Source organism: Nostoc sp. (assembly GCF_036919555.1).
In the GTDB taxonomy this organism is placed as follows: domain Bacteria; phylum Cyanobacteriota; class Cyanobacteriia; order Cyanobacteriales; family Nostocaceae; genus Nostoc.
On the sequence record NZ_JBALCS010000091.1, the window covers coordinates 26,818 to 45,338 of the forward strand.

At 42.1% G+C, this 18,521-nt stretch carries 18 protein-coding genes; 14 read left to right on the top strand and 4 right to left on the bottom strand.

Annotated elements, in window-relative coordinates:
- Positions 1–44 precede the first annotated feature (44 nt).
- The 6 genes from V7K36_RS25045 (at position 45) to V7K36_RS25070 (ending at position 5,958) form a co-directional block, all read left to right on the top strand.
- Positions 45–506, top strand: coding sequence for a BON domain-containing protein (locus tag V7K36_RS25045; RefSeq protein ID WP_335120325.1), 462 nt, complete (start codon positions 45–47; stop codon positions 504–506).
- A 394-nt stretch (positions 507–900) separates the two neighbouring features.
- Positions 901–1,335, top strand: coding sequence for a CAAD domain-containing protein (locus tag V7K36_RS25050; protein ID WP_334823706.1), 435 nt, complete (start codon positions 901–903; stop codon positions 1,333–1,335).
- 648 nt (positions 1,336–1,983) lie between these two features.
- Complete coding sequence (locus tag V7K36_RS25055; protein WP_335120328.1) at positions 1,984–2,391, top strand: hypothetical protein; 408 nt, start codon at positions 1,984–1,986, stop codon at positions 2,389–2,391.
- Positions 2,392–2,756: 365 nt separating this feature from the next.
- Positions 2,757–3,980 (top strand): RNA-guided endonuclease InsQ/TnpB family protein, encoded by a 1,224-nt coding sequence (locus V7K36_RS25060; protein WP_335120330.1) that lies wholly within the window; start codon positions 2,757–2,759, stop codon positions 3,978–3,980.
- A 75-nt stretch (positions 3,981–4,055) separates the two neighbouring features.
- A complete protein-coding gene (locus V7K36_RS25065; RefSeq protein WP_335120332.1) occupies positions 4,056–5,303 on the top strand; it encodes an urease accessory protein UreH domain-containing protein in 1,248 nt (415 codons plus the stop codon).
- On the top strand, positions 5,278–5,958 hold the full coding sequence (locus V7K36_RS25070; protein ID WP_335120334.1) for a hypothetical protein: 681 nt from the start codon (positions 5,278–5,280) through the stop codon (positions 5,956–5,958). Before V7K36_RS25065 ends, V7K36_RS25070 begins: the two co-directional genes overlap by 26 nt.
- A gap of 152 nt (positions 5,959–6,110) precedes the next feature.
- Here V7K36_RS25070 and V7K36_RS25075 read toward each other — a convergent pair whose 3' ends face one another.
- The gene (locus V7K36_RS25075) at positions 6,111–6,458 is read right to left on the bottom strand and encodes a cupin domain-containing protein (RefSeq protein ID WP_335120336.1); all 348 of its coding nucleotides are present in this window, start codon (positions 6,456–6,458) and stop codon (positions 6,111–6,113) included.
- A gap of 133 nt (positions 6,459–6,591) precedes the next feature.
- Entirely contained in the window at positions 6,592–7,590 is a 999-nt protein-coding gene (gene galE, locus V7K36_RS25080) for a UDP-glucose 4-epimerase GalE (protein WP_335120338.1), read from the bottom strand.
- A gap of 476 nt (positions 7,591–8,066) precedes the next feature.
- On the opposite strand from galE, the gene V7K36_RS25085 reads away from it, so the two are divergent.
- Together V7K36_RS25085 and V7K36_RS25090 are read left to right on the top strand one after the other, a co-directional pair.
- A complete protein-coding gene (locus V7K36_RS25085) occupies positions 8,067–8,720 on the top strand; it encodes a hypothetical protein (RefSeq protein ID WP_335120340.1) in 654 nt (217 codons plus the stop codon).
- Positions 8,721–8,936: 216 nt separating this feature from the next.
- On the top strand, positions 8,937–10,688 hold the full coding sequence (locus V7K36_RS25090) for an ABC transporter ATP-binding protein (RefSeq protein WP_335120342.1): 1,752 nt from the start codon (positions 8,937–8,939) through the stop codon (positions 10,686–10,688).
- A 491-nt stretch (positions 10,689–11,179) separates the two neighbouring features.
- Here the strand turns inward: V7K36_RS25090 and V7K36_RS25095 are convergent, their stop codons facing one another.
- Positions 11,180–12,301 (bottom strand): endonuclease/exonuclease/phosphatase family protein, encoded by a 1,122-nt coding sequence (locus V7K36_RS25095; protein ID WP_335120344.1) that lies wholly within the window; start codon positions 12,299–12,301, stop codon positions 11,180–11,182.
- A gap of 596 nt (positions 12,302–12,897) precedes the next feature.
- Between V7K36_RS25095 and V7K36_RS25100 the strand changes: the two genes are divergently transcribed.
- From V7K36_RS25100 to V7K36_RS25125, 6 genes are all read left to right on the top strand, one after another.
- Positions 12,898–13,614 carry a HupE/UreJ family protein gene (locus tag V7K36_RS25100; RefSeq protein WP_335120347.1) on the top strand — a complete coding sequence of 239 codons (717 nt, stop codon included), beginning with the start codon at positions 12,898–12,900 and terminating at the stop codon, positions 13,612–13,614.
- 113 nt (positions 13,615–13,727) lie between these two features.
- The gene (locus tag V7K36_RS25105; protein ID WP_335120349.1) at positions 13,728–14,111 is read left to right on the top strand and encodes a DUF2358 domain-containing protein; all 384 of its coding nucleotides are present in this window, start codon (positions 13,728–13,730) and stop codon (positions 14,109–14,111) included.
- Positions 14,112–14,648: 537 nt separating this feature from the next.
- On the top strand, positions 14,649–14,891 hold the full coding sequence (locus V7K36_RS25110; protein ID WP_335120351.1) for a hypothetical protein: 243 nt from the start codon (positions 14,649–14,651) through the stop codon (positions 14,889–14,891).
- A 589-nt stretch (positions 14,892–15,480) separates the two neighbouring features.
- Positions 15,481–15,879, top strand: coding sequence for a hypothetical protein (locus V7K36_RS25115; protein WP_335120353.1), 399 nt, complete (start codon positions 15,481–15,483; stop codon positions 15,877–15,879).
- Between the two features lie 351 nt (positions 15,880–16,230).
- Positions 16,231–16,719: a hypothetical protein gene (locus V7K36_RS25120; protein ID WP_335120355.1), complete on the top strand. Its 489-nt coding sequence runs from the start codon at positions 16,231–16,233 to the stop codon at positions 16,717–16,719.
- On the top strand, positions 16,679–16,978 hold the full coding sequence (locus V7K36_RS25125; RefSeq protein WP_335120357.1) for a hypothetical protein: 300 nt from the start codon (positions 16,679–16,681) through the stop codon (positions 16,976–16,978). Before V7K36_RS25120 ends, V7K36_RS25125 begins: the two co-directional genes overlap by 41 nt.
- Positions 16,979–17,230: 252 nt before the next feature.
- Here V7K36_RS25125 and V7K36_RS25130 read toward each other — a convergent pair whose 3' ends face one another.
- On the bottom strand, positions 17,231–18,496 hold the full coding sequence (locus V7K36_RS25130) for a ribulose bisphosphate carboxylase small subunit (RefSeq protein WP_335120359.1): 1,266 nt from the start codon (positions 18,494–18,496) through the stop codon (positions 17,231–17,233).
- Positions 18,497–18,521: the final 25 nt, after the last annotated feature.

The window sequence follows — 18,521 nt, forward strand, 5'->3', positions numbered from 1 at the left end:
CGTAAAGATCAACCAATTTCACTTTCCGATTCCGAATTAAACATATGCAAAAGCTAACCCCCTTTTTAATTAGCTGCCTTTTGGTTTTTGGTGTTGCTGCTTGTGATAACGCTTCTAAAACTAGTGAATCTGCACCCAATAATCCTAATGAAGCTGCTCAAACACCGACTGCAAAAACAACAGAAGCTGCTCAACAAGATGCACAAAGTGATGTCCGCAGAAGACAACTAAATGAGGATATTCGCGCCCGCGAACAGCGCCATAATACCACTGGTGGCGGTACACAAAGAGCTTCAGGGGATCTAAAAAGTGAAGTTCGCTCTAAGTTAGAGGCAAACATACCCAAAAGTCAACTAACAGTTGAGGCCGCAGATGATGGGACTGTCACTGTCGGAGGAACTGTGAACAATCAGAAGGAGTTGGCTAAAATTGAACCTTTAGCGAAGCAAATTAAAGGTGTGAAAATTGTAGTTAACAAAGCAACTGTTGTCCCACCAACAAAATAAGGCAGCTAACAAAAAATCTCAGTGAGTAGGTAGGCAGAAATAAATTCAGATGCTCCTACTCAATCTTAGTGGTCAGTTACACTTATTACTGACTACTAAGAGGATGTTTTAAAAGTATTGGACGAATATAATTCTATAATTCGCTATTAAACAAGCTCTCGTCCACCTCCGTGGACTAATACAAAATCAAGGGTTAGCTAACCTACAGAGGTAGGTAAAGTCTCGTATAGTCAAGCTATTGAATTCTACCTTGCGGTACTAGTCGTCCAGCTAACTAATAAATTAGTCTTTATAAAGATACTCTGATAATTAGCAACTGGTGATCTCAATAATTATATTTATTGATGCTCAGTTGAGTTATACAAGCTCTTTGTAGTCACCGGAAATAAAAATTATGGAAACCGAACAACAGCAACGTGAATCGATCAATGCTTCTTTATCACAAGATACGCTAGCACTTGAAGGTGTAGATACTGTAAACTTGCCAAGGTTATCACCAGCACCTGAACCGGAATCTCAATGGCAGCAAATTAGCAGACAAATTACTCAATTTTTGGAGCAATTTCCCCAATACTTAAGTAGCTTTTTTCAGAACTACAAGCAGCCTCTAATAACTATTGGCTTAATTTTAGCGGCGATCTTTACAGCTAAGGTAGCACTAGCAGTACTGGATGCAATCAATGGTATTGCACTACTATCACCACTCTTTGAGTTAGTTGGAATTGCTTACGCCAGTTGGTTTATTTCCCGTTATCTGCTGAAAGCTTCAACTCGGCAAGAATTAGTCGATGAAATTCAATTACTGAAAAACCAATTTGTGGGCGAATAAATTTCCCAACCAATGAACTAGCCTCAGCACAGTAGTCGGTATCATTCGCTAATTAAATATATACAATTCAAAGCTTCACATTCCCGACTTCTCTAAAACGTCGGGAATTTTGTAACTATACCTATAGCGGTTCTCACTTCAGTGCAATACAGTCTGAACCTCACCCCGTATTTGAGTAAACCTCATCCCCAAACTAGGCTCTGCCTCCAGTCAGACATTGAGCCAGAGACTCAATCAATGCATTCCCATACGCAGTATGGGAACGAGGAAAGCCTTATCAAGTTAGGTTTGGTTTTTAGGACTTGTGTGTACACCGTGGTGCTAAGGAGATGGGTTGGGGGTCAGGCGTAAAAATTTAGTTAATGCAAACGAGAACGGCTATACTTTTGGATGCAAAATCCAGTCAAGGCACAATAATGTTCATTGGTGTCAGTGTCAACTTCGGCCAAAACCCTTGTTTTACCGAATGAATGTGAATTATAAGTATTTAACCGACTTAAGATTAGTCTTTTGGATACATCAAAAGATAGAGATTATAACATTATTTTCAATTTCAAGTCACTTCTCAAGATAGTAGCTCGGAGATGAAAAAAAGCCTAATCTAGTTTTTGAGGTTATTCAATACATTCTTTAATGAGGACATAAATTATGGCTAATGAAGCAGTTAACAGAGACATAGATTCATCTGATCGAGCTAAAGTTGATACATACGATCGCGGCATTATCCCAGCTGAAACTGCTGCTCGAATGGAAAGAGAAGGAGGTAAGTACAAAAAACTCCCCACAGAAGAAGGGGAGGCAGATGCACCTACGGATGACCAAACTGATCCAGAGAGTATACGCACCACTGACGGCTATACCGTGGACAAAGAAGGTTTGTCTAACAACTATGCCGTTGAACCAGAAATGTACTATGAAGTACCGGGTGATGCACGCAAACAAGCAGCAGAAGATACGGCAGAACGTATTGAAGAACTTGGAGAAATTAATCAGGATGAGGAAGGCAAGTTAAGCGATAAGGGTGACAAACGCGGTAGAGGCCCAGGAATAATTTAATTTACATCATCCTTTTTGCTCGGTGCAATTACAGGTAAGAAGGCTAAATAGGCAGTTAGTAGAGACGCAATCATTGCGTCTCTACTTATTGTATAAATCGTTAATAATCTCTTGCGCCTTTAATTTGCATTAATATTTTTTTCAATATGATTGTGGGGTGGGTATCTTGCCCGTCCTAAAAGTTCAAGTTGTATACGTAACAACTTAACCTTTTCTCAGTCGTCTTATAGCAGAATTCAAGTATTTGAACCACATCTGTCGTCAGGGCACAGCATTGCTCATACGTGTCAACTTAACGTAAAAGCTATGTCCCGCAAAGAACTGAAGTTCCTTGCTTGTAGCAAATTAAAGGGGGTGATTCAAGGGTGTTAGTATTGGAATATAAAGCGGTTCTCAAAAAGTCACAATCAATAGCCATAAATGAAGCCATTAGGACATCTCAGTTTGTCCGTAACAAAGTATTGCGTTATTGGATAGATAATCGAGGCGTGTGCAAAAAAGAGCTTTATCAGTACAACACTCAGTTAAGGTCTGAATTTAAGTTTGTTAATGATTTAAACAGCCATGCAACTCAAGCATCAGTTGAAAATGTAGAACGCGCTATCAATAGGTTTTTTGATAATTGCAAGAAGAACAAGCCCGGCAAGAAAGGCTATCCGCAATTCAAAAAGCATTCTCGTTCTGTTGAGTACAAGGTTTCTGGGTGGAAATTACACCCAACTAAGCGTCGAATAACTTTCACGGATAAAAAAAGTATTGGTGAACTTAAGCTATTAGGTAAATGGGATATCCATTCTTACCCAGTTGAGTTAATCAAACGGGTTCGGATTGTACTCCGCGCTGATGGCTATTATGTTCAGTTTTGTATCAAGGTAGATAACCAACAAACAGCACCATCAACTAATTCTGAAATCGGTATCGATGTTGGGTTGGAATATTTTTATTCTGATTCAAAGGGCAACCATGAAGAGAACCCGCGATTTTTGCGTAAGGCAGAAGTAAATATCAAGCGGGTTCAACGCAACATTTACAAGAAGAAAAAGGGGTCATCTGGTAGGAGAAAAGCGCGTGGTATTTATGCCCGAAAACATCTAAGAGTAACAAGACAAAGGGAAGAACACGCAAAAAGACTTGCGCGTAACTTATGCCTAGCTAACGCTAAGGTCGTCTTGGAAGACTTGAATATTTCCGGCATGGTGAGAAACCACAAACTAGCCAAAAGTATTAGTGATGCTTCTTGGTACAACTTCCGTCAGTGGCTCGAATACTTTGGTAAGAAGTATGTCAGGCAAATCATTGCAATTCCTCCCCACTTCACCAGCCAGGAATGTAGTAATTGCGGTGCTAGAGTCCAAAAATCTCTAAGCACTCGCACTCATTCTTGCAACAACTGCGGATACGTTGAGCAACGTGATGTGAATGCTGCCAAGGTAATTTTAAGTCGTGCAAGCGCAAGGCAGTGCGGTCTTGGGGTTTCCCCAAGTAGAGCAACTGCCGCTACCGGAGGGCATCCGGGAAGTAACGCTAGCGGAGATGTTCTCCCTGCTTCTGTAAGACGCAAGTCCTGTAAAAGTAAAGAACGTCAGTGATGCTAGAATCCCCCGCCTTTAGGCGTGGGGAGTGTCAAACTCAGGATTCATGACTCAGAACTCAGGACTTTTTTTATGGTAGATTTGTTGCTGATCACAATCCTGGGGTTTCTGGGGAGTTTTGGACATTGCTTTGGGATGTGTGGCCCCCTAACGGTGGCGTTTTCTCTGTCTCATCAGCCGAAACAGACATCACCCTCAGAAAAGTCCGAGACTTGGCAACAGCAATTAAAATTTCATATCCTGCTAAATCTAGGGCGGATGTTGAGCTATGCTCTAGTCGGTGCTGGCATTGGGGCGATAGGTTCGGTATTGCTGCAAGGTGGACAGCTAGCGGGTGTTGGCAGCGACTTCCGGCGCTGGATGGCAATTCTAACTGGTGTAATGCTGATTTGGTTTGGCTTAGGACAAGTAAAACCCGATTTGCTGCCGCGCATTCCCGTATTACATCCCCTATTGCAAGGTAGTTTACACGATCGCCTCAGCACAGGAATGATTAAGCTTTCCTTAAAAACTAAATGGTGGACACCAATGCTTTTGGGGATGACTTGGGGTTTAATGCCCTGTGGTTTCCTGTATGCTGCCCAAATTAAAGCTGCTGAAACTGGCAATTTATGGATGGGTGGGGCAACTATGCTGGCTTTTGGCTTGGGAACCCTACCTACGATGTTAGGTGTAGGTGTCTCCACATCATTGGTAAGTAAAGACAGGCGCAGTCAGTTGTTTCGATTAGGCGGTTGGGTGACACTGATCATTGGCGCGATCACCTTGTTGCGGACTGGTGACACAATGGTAGATTACACCGGACACGCCGCCTTAGTCTGCTTAATCTTGGCGTTAATTGCGCGTCCTATTAGTAGTTTGTGGGCATCACTACTGCGTTACCGCCGGGGCTTGGGGGTGGGATCTTTTGTGCTTTCTGTGGTTCACACCACCCACATGATCGAACACTCATTGCAATGGAATTTTGCTGCCTTTGATTTTATGCCGCCAGAATTTCAGTGGGGTATGGCTGCGGGTGCTGTAGCATTGGTATTAATGGCCCCCGCCGCTTTTACAAGTTGGGAATCATTGCAGAAATCTTTGGGCAAGCGTTGGCGACAGATTCATCTATTGGGTGTGCCAGCTTTGCTCTTGAGTGCCATTCATACTGTGTTGATTGGTTCCCATTATCTGGGTTCCTTGGAATCAACTTGGGGAAATAAATTAGCGGCAGTACTGGTGGGAATTATTACCCTCGGTGTCTTGATGGTGCGTTCGCGCTTTTTTTGGTCAAAGTTAGCCGTAGAAAAGTTTTATGTTCCCCCAACCAAATCGCGTTAAATCATCCTTGTTCTCTGACTCAATCCCAACGAGTCAAAAACAGAGGCGTTACCTAAACAAAGGAACAAGGAAGTATTTATTATTCCTGAGTTCCTTAGTTATATCAATAACTAATCTTTACCCTGTTGCTGCTCATCAGGTTGAGGTAGCCGCAGATGTCGGCGCCACTCTCCACATTGAACCAAATGATAATCCTAGTGCTGGAGAACCCTCTCAAACCTGGTTTGCACTTACCCGCAGAGGTGGAAAGGTTATTCCTCTGTCACAGTGTAATTGTCGGTTGGCTGTTTATGCCAAACCCTATGCAGCCGGAGAGCCACCACTCCTAGAACCAGCCTTAGAACCTGTGGCAGCTGAACGCTATAAAGGCATCCCAGGTGCGGAAGTTGTCTTTCCCAAGCCAGGTATTTATGAGTTGCAACTAAATGGTAAACCAGTTTCTGGGGCAAGATTCAAACCCTTTAAGTTGAAATTTGAAGTTACTGTGGTAGGAGACGGATCTACAGATAGTACACGAAACCTGCGAGATGTCAATGGCGATTTAGTAGACGGTGAATCTCAGAAATTCCCAATTTGGGCGATCGCACTGCCAATCTTTGGATTTATCGCCATCTTAGTTGTCGTACTGCGAAGTATGAGAGGGAGTGGGGAGTAGGGAGTAGGGAGTAGGGAGTAGGGAGTAGGGAGTAGGGAGTAGGGAGAAACTAGAGAGCAATTTTTCTCCCTCATCCCCTGCGCTAGTGGTTGAGGTTGTCGAATTGAAACAGTTGTTCAATTCGGGATTGCATTAATAGAAAATTTGCACCCTTACAAACCGGAATCGAATTCAAACATCCCCATTGCTCCCAGGCGAATTGTTAGGAGTTCAACGTCTGTTATGGCTTTGTGGGGTCCCTGGCAAGTGTTACCAGGGGTAAACCAAAATGTTCCCGCAGACGATGTTGTTCCTCCGGTTTCTATTACCCCAGCAAGCACGTAAACATATTCATCACACGAATGGATGTGAATCGGAATTTCAGTGCCAGCACTCATTTTCAAACGATGAATTGACCCCTGTGGAACAGGTTCAGCCAATGGTAAAAACTGAGTTCCTGGAAATTGAGTCAACTCAATCCACGGCTGATCAATTGTGTTGATAAATATTTGCTCAGGCATAAAATATATCCATGAATAATATTCACTCGCCTCAGATTATCACCACTTGGTTATTTAGAGCAGCTTCGATGTTAATAATACAATGAGTGAAGGGGGCACAATTCCCGCAGCACATATACTTATTTAGTTTTTTTTACTGGTGTCGCTGTTGATGCCACTGCCACGCATGAGCGACAATATCTTGGATGGATGGATACTGAGGTTGCCAGCCTAAGATTGTTCTCGCTTGGTCGCTGGTGCCAATGAGAATTGGCGGATCGCCAGGACGGCGATCGCGTTCTTCTACTGGTATCGAAATTCCTGTCACCTGCTCGGCTGCTGCAATGACTTCTCTGACAGAGAAGCCACTGCCATTACCCAAATTGAAAACTTCGCTATCGCCACCTTTTAATAAATATTCCAATCCCAAAATATGGGCATCTGCTAAATCGTTAACGTGAATATAATCACGAATACAAGTACCATCGGCTGTGGGGTAATCGGTACCGAAAATTGAGATAGATTCTCGTTTGCCTAAAGCTGTCATTAGCACCAAGGGAATCAAATGGGTTTCTGGATTATGATCCTCGCCAAGTAAGCCACTGGGATTAGCACCAGCAGCATTAAAATAGCGGAAACGCACTGATTGCAAACCGTAAGCAACATCAAAATCAGAGAGAATCCGCTCTACCATCAGCTTAGTAGCGCCATAGGGATTAATCGGATTTTGGGGATGGGTTTCTGGAATGGGTACAAATTCCGGCACCCCGTAGGTGGCACAGGTAGAAGAAAAGACAAATTTCTTTACAGATGCCGTCAGCATTGCTTCTAACAGAGTCAAAGTGCCAACGACGTTATTGCGGTAGTATTTGGCAGGGTCTGTCACCGATTCTCCTACGTAGGCATAGGCTGAAAAGTGCATCACAGCAGCAATATCGCGGGTTTTAAATAGGTGATCGAGCAAGGCGCGATCGTTTGTATCCCCTACGATCAGTTCCACCTGTAAAACTCTTTCTACCAGGTCACGATGTCCATAAACCAGATTGTCAAGTATAACAACGTTATAACCCGCTTGCTTCAAAGCAAGCACCGTATGAGAACCAATATATCCAGCTCCCCCTGTTACCAAAATGGTAGGTTTTCCAGGCGACATAGTTTTTCCTTTTGAGTGGATTACTCAATCAATTTAGTTTACCGGTGTCACATTACTCTTTAGGAAAATTATAAATATTAGACGCAGTGGCAAAAAATTGCACTAAAATCACTACGACGGTAGTCTTTGGGTGTGAGGTTTAAGATATTTTAAGTCAAACAGTGCGATTACAATTTGACAATAAAATAAATCCATTTCCTGAAACCTCTAGGTTGACCCTTACGGGTGACGCTTTTAGCGTCGCGATCGCTAAGAAGTCCCTAGTTGTTTTATACAGGGAAATCATGCACGGCAGTTCCTCTTGGGGAGCCTCTGCGTTAGTTGCTGGGGTTCCCCCGGTTGCACTCCTACGGAGAAGCAAGCTAGCAAGAGCGTCTTTGACAGGAAAAGCAAGTGGCGTGAAAACCCCTATAAAGGTGGACTGCCTTACCACCATACTGGCTCACCGCACCAGAAAATTTGAGAGTTAATAATCTATGTTTCTATTGTTAAGCCGAGTACTGCTGTGGCTGCTGATTGGCACTATCGTATATTCTCTGTTCCAGCGATTTTATCCCTCTGGAAATTTTGTAGGGCGATTAATCTTAGTCGTTATCTTGGTAATCGTAGCCCTATCATTTCTTAACCCCAATGAACCAGCTGTGGCATCGTTGTGGAGGATGCTATCTTTTCCACTCAAGCCTCTAGGAGCCTCTGTTTTACTGATGATTTTTGCAGCTCAGAAAATCAAAGGAGGTGGAATAGAGAAACCAGGAGGATACTTAATCGGTTGGGCGCTGACGATTTTGCTGTTGGCAAGTACACCAGCAGTCGCCTATTTCCTTTATAGGGCACCTCTAGCAATGGCAGGTGAAACCTATGTAGCAACTGCTGCACCAACATCTGGGATACTGGTGGCATTAGGGCAACCAACCACCACAGCGAACATCTCAGATGTAACAGGCGATCGCATTCTTTCTTATAATTTGAGAGTGCCTCCCTACCTATTACAAGGAAATGTTCAAGATATTCGCACACGCGGTTTACGACTTGAAGACTTTGTACCGGACGCGCAAACGTTGCAATTGACAACAAGAACTTGGGAAAGTTATCTCGTTGAAATTTACAGGTTCTTGCGTGTTCAACGGTAATCAAAAGAATTCAGAATTCAGAATACAGAATTCAGAATGCAATCAGTGGGAAATTTAGACCCGCCACTGATAGCGTAGCGTTAGCGAGTGCGCGAGCATCTTGAAGACCACAAAATTTTGAATTTGGTCAGGGATTTAAACCCGTTTATATTCTGAATTCTGACTCCTGAATTCTGGCTTGTTAATCTAGGATGATAAAGTTGCAAAATTGCTTTAATGGCAAAATCTCGACGAATCGCTCAACTCAGTGCTTACTTACGACCCCATTGGCGGGAGGCATCCTTAGGGATTCTCGCTTTGTTGTCTGTAAATGCACTGGGCGTTTATATCCCTTGGTTGATTCGTGTTGGTGTTGATAAACTCTCGACAACCTTCAGTGGAGACCAAATAGTACATTACGTAGTAATCATTGTCTTGCTCAGTTCAGCGATGTGGCTAATGCGAATGGCATCCCGCATTTGGCTATTTGGGGTGGGGCGTCAGGTAGAATTTGACCTGAAACAACGGATTTTTGAACACTTACTCAAGCTGGAACCGGCCTATTTTGCCAGTAATACTGCTGGCGATTTGATTAATCGGGCTACCAGTGACGTGGACAATATCAAGCGTTTATTGGGTTTTGCAGTTTTGAGTTTGGCAAATACGGTGTTTGCCTACGCCTTGACCCTGCCAGTCATGCTGGCAATTAATGTGAATCTCACACTAGCCTCTCTGGCAGTGTACCCTTTTATGCTCTTCTTGGTGAGTCTGTTTAGCGATCGCTTACGCAAACAACAAGCAGCAGTCCAAGAGCAACTCTCTGACATCAGCGAACTGATCCAAGAGGATATTAGTGGCATTGCCTTAATTAAAATCTATGCTCAAGAAGCAAATGAGCGTCGAGCCTTCGCTAAGAAAAATCAGGAGCTATTAGCGGCTAACCTAGAAATGGCAAAACTCCGAAATACACTGTTTCCTTTAATTGGCGGGCTAGCTAATATCAGTTCACTGATAATCATTTGGCTAGGGACGGCGCAGATGTCTTCTGGAACCCTTCAGGTTGGCGACTTTTTAGCACTGTTAATTTATGTAGAGCGTCTAGTTTTCCCCACAGCTATTTTAGGATTCACAATTACTGCTTACCAACGGGGTGAAGTTAGTATCGATAGGCTGGAATCTATTCTCTCTGTCACACCGAAAATTAAAGACACAGCCGATGCTATACATCTACCAATAGCTGAACTTAAAGGGGAAGTGACAGCTAAAAATCTCACCTACACTTACCCTGGTTCCACTACTCCAGCTTTAGCAAATCTTAACTTTACCATTGCTCCCGGAGAAACCGTGGCTATTGTTGGGGCAATTGGTTCGGGGAAATCTACTTTGGCCAATGCTTTGCCGCGCTTGCTGGATATTGAATCAGGACAATTGTTTTTAGATGGGCTGGATATTACTAAAATAGCTTTAACAGATTTACGAGGTGCGATCGCCTATGTTCCTCAAGATAGCTTTCTATTTAGCACTACAATCAAAAATAATATCCGCTACGGTGATCCACTTAGCGAACAAGAGCAGGTAAAATCTGTCGCTCAATTTGCCCAAATTGAATCAGAAATTAACAATTTTCCCCAGCAATATGAAACTATTGTTGGTGAACGCGGTATTAATCTTTCTGGCGGTCAACGACAACGTACTACCTTAGCTAGGGCTATGTTGGTCAATGCTCCACTATTAATTTTGGATGATGCCCTCTCTAGTGTGGATAATCAAACAGCCATGCAAATCCTTAAAAATCTATCTGGTGATACTGAACGCAAAACAGTAATTTTCATTACCCATCAATTATCGGCGGCGGCGGCAGCTGACCGAATTTTTGTGATGGAAAAGGGAAAAATTGTTCAGATAGGCAATCATTTTCAACTGGTGCAACAACAGGGTTTATACAGAACTTTCTGGAGCCAACATCAAGTTGAAGAATTACTGCATTAACGTTCAGGGGACAGGGAGGAAAGATACTGGAATTCACCTGCGAAAAGGATTTCAGAGCAAGTAAATTCTCTCGTTCCCATGCTCTGCATGGGAATGGCTGATTAGAGGCTCTGCCTCCAGTCATATCATGTCCGCCAAATTACACATAATAAAAGAACCCCACCCCCAACCCCTGCCGGCGGGGAACTCGGGGTCCCCTCTGGGGATTAGGGGCAGGGAGACAAAGCGTAGTTTTGGCTCTTTGGGGTTCTTCGGGTTTAATAAGTAATCAAGCGGACATGATATCAGACATTGAGCCAGAGACTCAATGAATGCATTCCCATACAGAGTATGGGAACGAGGAAACTTAAAAATTACAGTATGCCCGTTCTGCTAATGTAATATCTAGCACAAATGGATTCTCATTACCTTGAAATTCAGCGAAAAGGGTTTCAGAGCAAGTAAATTTATTTATGTATGGGGTTTTCCCCCCTGCTTCCTGCCCCTTTTCCTCATTCAGGCAATATAATCGCCGAATCACTTACGGGTATGGGTTGGCTAACAAGAGGAATGGTATCAGAGGTAGACTGATTAGCAGGTAATGTAAACGCTGCAATCACCGGATCGTGGTCACTAACAGGTTTACTAAAGCCAACATTGACATGAACAATGTCAATCTCCGGTTTAGCAAAACGAGAAAGATTTTCACTAACCAACAAATGATCAATAAGTTCAGGATTTCCCCGGAATTTGAACGTAAACTGATCACTAAGAGGTAAACGAGCCGTCAGATTTTCAAGAATGTTACCCTTCAAGGTCTTCAAAGGTAAGGAATCTGGTAAATCGTTTAAATCACCCAATACAATTACTTTGGCTTGGGGGTCAACTTGTAGTAGTTGCGCTACGAATTCATTAACGATTTCGGCTTGTTTCACTCGTTTAGCATCGCTGGGAGAACCTCCAAGCTTGGAAATAAAGTGATTAGCAATGATAAACACTTTTTGATCATTAAATATAAATTCTGCTGCAAGTGGCTTACGACTTTGATCGAAAGCACTATTTGTCGGGTCAATCCGACCTGGGTTAAGCGAGAGGTCAAAACCATTTGAACCTTCAGTAATAGCCACAGCATCTAATGAACCGCCTTTTCTAGGCACTTTTGCGAGAGTTATCTGGCTGGGTTGAAACAATAAACCAACACGAATATTGCCTCCAGGTTCTCCACCATCTTGATCATCGCTGGGTGCAATATCCACAAAGTTATATCCTGGACTACCGATATTTTCAAGCGCCGCAATCAGTTTTTGGTAAGTCTGGTTGGCATAAACAACGTTATCATTAATTGGCCCGTTGTTATCCTGAACTTCAACTAAACTGATTACATCTGGTGCGTTCAAATTATTAGCAATAATTTTGGCAATCTTATCAAAGCGTCGATCTTTCGGGTCTAAATTCTCGACATTAAAAGTCGCAACAGTTAATACATCCTGTGAATTTTTCAGAGATGTTGTTTCACGTTCCGCAACTAAAGGTAAAGGAGTTGACAATTGAGCTATTGCACTAACTTGCAGTGGACTAATCCATGCAAAGAAGATGAGAGGAATACTAAGTAGTAGCAATTTGATGAGTTTCATTCTCTCTTCCAATGAACCTACTTTCTAGATTAGTCTTTTTGCTAATATAATTCAGTTAAGATAAGTTTTAAATTGGGTAAAGGGAAGCATTCCAATTGGGAAGAAATACCAGCATCAAAGGAAATTGCGGCTACATTTTTAAACTACATTTGCAGTCGAGTAAATACCGTGTTAAATGTCAAATGTCAATCATTAAGTAGGTAGGCGTAATTAAATATAAGATCAAACCTCACCCTCAATCCCTCTCCGTGAGTTCGGAGAGGGAAGCCGGAGGCAGGGGAGGTTTTATATTTAATTTGACCCACTTACTTACTGGTGGCGATCGCAACTCGTTATCAGAAGAATTTTGCAATAACCGTGGCTTTAGATAACTTGATAAAGCTAGTGTAATCTGGCATCCTTACTAAGGAATAAGAATTAAATAACATCCAATTTATGTCCCTGGCTTACCTCACCCTCAATCCCTCTCCTTATAAAGGAGAGGGATCGTGAGACAGGATGAAGTTTTGCATTTTATTTAATCTACGTTACTAAGTTAGTTAGTTTGGCTATGTGGGTAGTATAAATTACCGAAAAAACTAATTTGGCAGACACTAATGTTCAAAACTAAATTCTCACAATTCCGTGCATCAGGAGAATTTTATACATCGAAGCTAGTACATCGGCATATTGGGGCGATCGCAGCTCTAATTTTAATTAGCTTATTGAGTTCATTGAGTGGAATACCAGCCGATCATACCATCTCTAACTGCTGGGAAGGCTTTCTCTGGGGACTAGCAGATCCAGTAATTAGCTTGAATTGTTTAGTTGGTATTATTGCTATTGGTTTACTCTCATCTGTGTTTGTTCGTGGCGCTGTAATAGCTGGATGTTTTGTCTTAGCAGCAGTCTTGGGGATTGTAATTCATTTATTCCAGCTAAATTTCCCAGGTACAGAAATAGTGATGCTTTCTCTACGAGACGCTACGCGAACGGCGGGCGCTGCGATCGCTATTTCTAGCATCCTTTTTGGTACTATGCTGATCATGCCAAATCAACCAAACTTTATAGTACTTGCTCTAGTGGGCATCAGTGCTGGTTTATTTCAGGGTTACGCTGATGCTGAATCTATTATTGGGGCAGGAATGATCCCACTAGTTGCTTATATACTAGGCATTACCTTAACTCTGTTTGTGGTTGCCATGAGTGCCAGAGAAATTGGTGTTGCAATCGGTATGAGAGAAATAAACCGAATTTTACCCTGGAAAATGAGCATTGCTGGCTTCGCTTTCTGTGCGATCGGCATCGTGTTTTTGAGCAATTCGATCATTTAAATCAAATATTTCAATTGGGTAGAATACATTCATTACTGGGGGCGTACACTTAGTTGTACGCCCCCACTACGTGTTCAGGATAAATAAAACTTTACTATCTAACAAAAGTCAACATGGATATCATTAAAATTCTCAAAGAAGACTATCAAAGATTCCCACAAAATCAAACTTACAGCATTTACGCTCCAGACGTTTATTTTCAAGACCCACTGAATAAATTTCATGGTGTTAAACGTTACAAACAAATGATTAATTTTATCCAAACTTGGTTTTTAGATCCCAAAATGGACTTACATAATATTCAACGTTTAGAAGACACAATAAAAACTGAGTGGACACTTAGTTGGAATACTCCTCTCCCCTGGAAGCCACGGATCTCCATTCCTGGTTGGAGTGAATTAGGTATTAACTCTGATGATTTGATTGTCTCCCATGTGGATTATTGGAATTGTTCACGCTTAGACGTGGTAAAGCAGCATTTCTTTGCGATTAAATAAAATGCAAAACTTCATCCTGTTTCTAGCTTCCCTCTCCTTTCTAGCTTCCCTCTCCTTTCTAGTTCCCTCTCCTTTATAAGGAGAGGGATTGAGGGTGAGGTAAGCCAGGGACATAAATTGTATGTTAACGCGATGTGCGACTTATTGTTAAAACCCCACTTCCATTCCTCTCCCCGAAAGGTCGAGAGACTTTAGATTCTAGCTCCCCTTCCCTTGTAGAGAAGGGGCTGGGGGTTAGGTTTGAGAGAAAGTTGCACACCGCGTATGTTATTTAATTCTTATCCCTTAACGTAAATAGCTAGTCTAGAAGCAGCTTTTATAGATTATCTCGTCAAGAGTCTCCGACTGGGAATGCCTAATGTGAGGCAAAGCCTCAAGACTAGCGGCAGAGCCGCTTCTGAGGTGCATTTCCAGTCAAAGGCTAGAAACGAGATTTTAAAAGGGTTTGCGCTTAAGTTGACACCAATGGCAAGATGCCCACCCCACAAGATTAGATAATTTATTTCTTAGAAATCCCTCAACATTGCGACATCTCTGATGAACATCACAACATCTCTGATGAACATCACAACATCTCTGATGAACATCACGACATCTCTGATGAACATCACGACATCTCTGATGAACATCACAACATCTCTGATGAACATTGCGACATCTCTGATGAACATTGCGACATTCCTCATGAACATCACGACATTCCTCACTAACGTTAAAGTAATCGTCCAAAAAACCAGGTGCAATATAGCGGTTCCCGACAAGCGTGAGGTACAATTTTGACCTCTCTCCAAACCTCTCTCCTAAAAGGAGAGAGGCTTTGAATTTTTCCCCCTTCCCGAAGCGGGAAGGGGGTTAGGGGGTTAGGTCTGTTTGCATACCTGTACCTCACCGGATTGAAAATGGCTATATCTGAATTAATGCGACTTATACAAAAAAACCCAAAAAAAGAGCCTCAAATTTATATACAGAGAAACTTTGATATCCTTTTGCTTAGTATCCTGATATATCTGGGTTTGGACTATTTTTGAGCATTTGGTGTATTTACCTTATCCTGCATGGGTTTGAGGCTTGTTTCTCCATCAAAAATGTTTAAGTTCCGTTAAGAGAAATTACGCAGATTTATATATTACTTTTTTAATAAATAAAATTATTCACGAATTTTACTGAACCATAAAACAGCTTCACTAAGTCAAACTAGCTTTAGAGCATAAATTCAGTAATCAAAAATTTAACTCTCCAGTTCCCTTTCTTGGTAGGAAAGGGAAAGCCAAACGCTCCTTTGAGCTTTGCAGAGGAGTTCAGGGAAAGGTTTTTCCAAGATTACGATTACTGAATTGGTGTTCTATAACCCTCTTTAACAAATATATCTATGTCTCGTCCAAAACGTACATCCCGTGTTTTAGAAAAAGCTGAATTGAGATCCGCCGGACTGAAAGCAATTGATTCAAATATGGATTTTGGTGATAATTGCGGTTTGCAAAATCTGACTCAATCAATTCAGCAGTTACGCACTATGCTTGATGCTTATAACATTGATTTAGCTATGATTGACTCTTCCAAAACTAAAATTGATGAGATGGAAAAAACCTTGGACAATCTTACAGATAAGATAGTCAGGGGCGTTGCTTTTAAGTATGGCAAAAACAGTAGTGAATATGAGATGGCGGGTGGTATTCGTGATAGCGAACGTGTCCGCAAAACCAGATTAAGTCGCCTGCTGAAAGCTAGTGCCGCAAAAGTATCAAATGAGAATGTTAAAACCGTCTAATATAGCACGACAGAAGGCAGAAAGCAGAGAGAAAAAAACTTTCTAGCAAGAGATATCAGAATGAACAAACGCTACTTGTTCATGAAAACCATTTGTTGTTGACTGCTGCGATACCTTTGGTAGGCTTTGCAAACGCAATTTTTCCTACTCACTAATACTCTTTGATATGAAAGATTTATGTACAGTTAATATCGTGCATATTATCTTATACCTTTTGTAGTTTAGTTTCATTTTACGTAACATTGAGAAGGCTGTAATCTGCAAATCTCAACAGTTTTAGCTGTCTAAATTCTGAGAAGAATTTATAGTGATACGAAGTTTTGTTTAATACTTTCTTGGCAGATTTTTACCATGATTTATTCTCCCAAATTGCAAAATTATTTGACATATTTCTCATTATCTGTAGTATTAATAGCTGATTTACTAATCACACAAAAAGCTTTTCCAGTTCCTGCCCAAACCATAAATTCATCTATCGGGAATGGTGTGACATTCAGTTGCAATGATAGTGAAGCAACAATCAAAGCTAAAAATGGTCCGAAAGTAAGTAATGGAAATACAAGCATTTACATTGGTTATCAGCAAGTCTCATCTAATAACAAAAACCCTGTGACTATCCGCTTCAATAATGGGATCAAAACATGGTGTCGTAGTGATTACGAAACAACAAATGACGATGGTACAGGTTATGGATTGTTTTGGGATGGGGGGAATGTTTTATATGGCGTTTACTCTTCTACTGGCAGTCAAACTGGTAATGATTTTCGCCGCTTTGCCACTGGGCGTTGGTTGTCTAGCTATGGTAGGCGGGCCAAAAGTCGCAGTTATAGCCCGGATTAATCCAGCCAATGGTGAGGTTAACTATGCTACATTTTTATCTGCCAAAAAGCCGACTGATGGACAAACTAACTCTTTAGTTGTCAACAAGTTATTATGGAATGGCACAAATTTGACTGTGCAAGCAACCTCATGGTGGACTCCCCGCCGTGCTAATACAAATTCCATGACTTGCTCTGGTTTATCACCTTATCAATACATAGCAGTATTCACTGGCGATTTAACAAAGGTTAACTCGGCTTCAGCAGTTACTTGCAGTTAAAGTGAGTTTGATAGTTACAGCACAATTCAAGTATTTGAACCACATCTGTCGTAGGGGCACAGCAATGCTGTGCCCTTATTGCGTGGTCTATTTACCTGAAAATAGCTGTAAGTCTCATAACCTCACCCTAGTTTTGCTTCCGCAAAACCTGTCCCTCTCCTTAGTAAGGAGAGGGACATTTAATAGGACAGGGTGAGGTTTTGGAGAACTCGTGGGTAGCGATCGCACTTTATCATTTATCTACCCCTAATTTTACCCATGCGGACGCTGAATAATCGTCTCCACCACCCGCCGCTTGGCCTTTGGATCAATACCTACCAAGCGCACATACTCACCACTATATTCTGCTAAAGTTGCTTCCAAGTTTGAGATTGCATCAGACTCTGCATCAATATGGCTATGAACACAACTTTGCCAAGAACCTGTGCGGAAGCGGCGCTCATCTACATGTTCAATACTAATTTTGTAACCTTGAGACAATAATTCTCTAATTTGTCCTTGTGTCTCTAGGGTCAAATGTGGACTTGATACTTCCTCCTTCTGGAATCCATTAGTTTTTGCTTCTTGGGTTGCGCGATTTGACGGCTGACTAATTGGTGTTACAGCAGCAGGTGGTGGAGATTGAGAATTTCTACCTCGATTCAGTCGGTTGTAATCATCAACCAAATGGGAATTTTCCACCCGTCTTTGTTCACCAACGAGAAAGTTACCAGACTCGATTAAGTGAGACAGCCTGAAATCTGGTTTTTTAAATTCTGGTGGCCCTTCAACACTGTTAACCACACTCAACGATACCCGCTCAAAACCTACTTGATGGATGTAGTTGCGGATTTGTTCGTCATAAATGCGCGATCGCAAAGCGCTAAAAAAGTCAATCGATTGATTGACAAAAGTATCAACTAGCTGTTCAATTTCCTTCTGTGACAGTCCATCCGGTTCAAAAATCCCCTTGACAATTCCCACCTTGTCATCTCGGTTTGGTTCCCAATAGAACTTCTCCATCCGTCCATCCCGAATTAACGGTGCATAGAGGGTGGAAAAATCATTACCTGTGACAATAATCGGCACACGACGTAAAGGCGTGGAATCATAGCTTCCAGGCAACTGCACATCTGTGGGATTATCAGCAATATTCATCAGTGTGGCATTCACCAACTGCGTATTTACAGTATATTGAGTGCCTTCATCAAAGCGTCCAGCACCCGCATCTAAATCGTTAATCATCAGTACACACATTTTGCCGCGTACTTTGATCAGTTCTGCTGTTTCCCGATAGCGCAGCCGAATCAACCGCGCTGGATCTCCTGCATCTGGACTTTCCAATTCGCCGCCGGATACGTTAGTCACCTCAATACCCATTTTCTCGAAGACTAATTGACATTGAAATGTTTTGCCTTCTCCTTTGCGTCCGTGAATACCCAAAATCACGGGGACTCGCACACCAGGAAGCTTGAGAAAGTTTTTGGTAATGTGGACAGCCAGTTTGTCCAGAAAGCGGGGAGCGATGTAGTAACCCATATAATTATCTTTGCCTAGCAGTGCT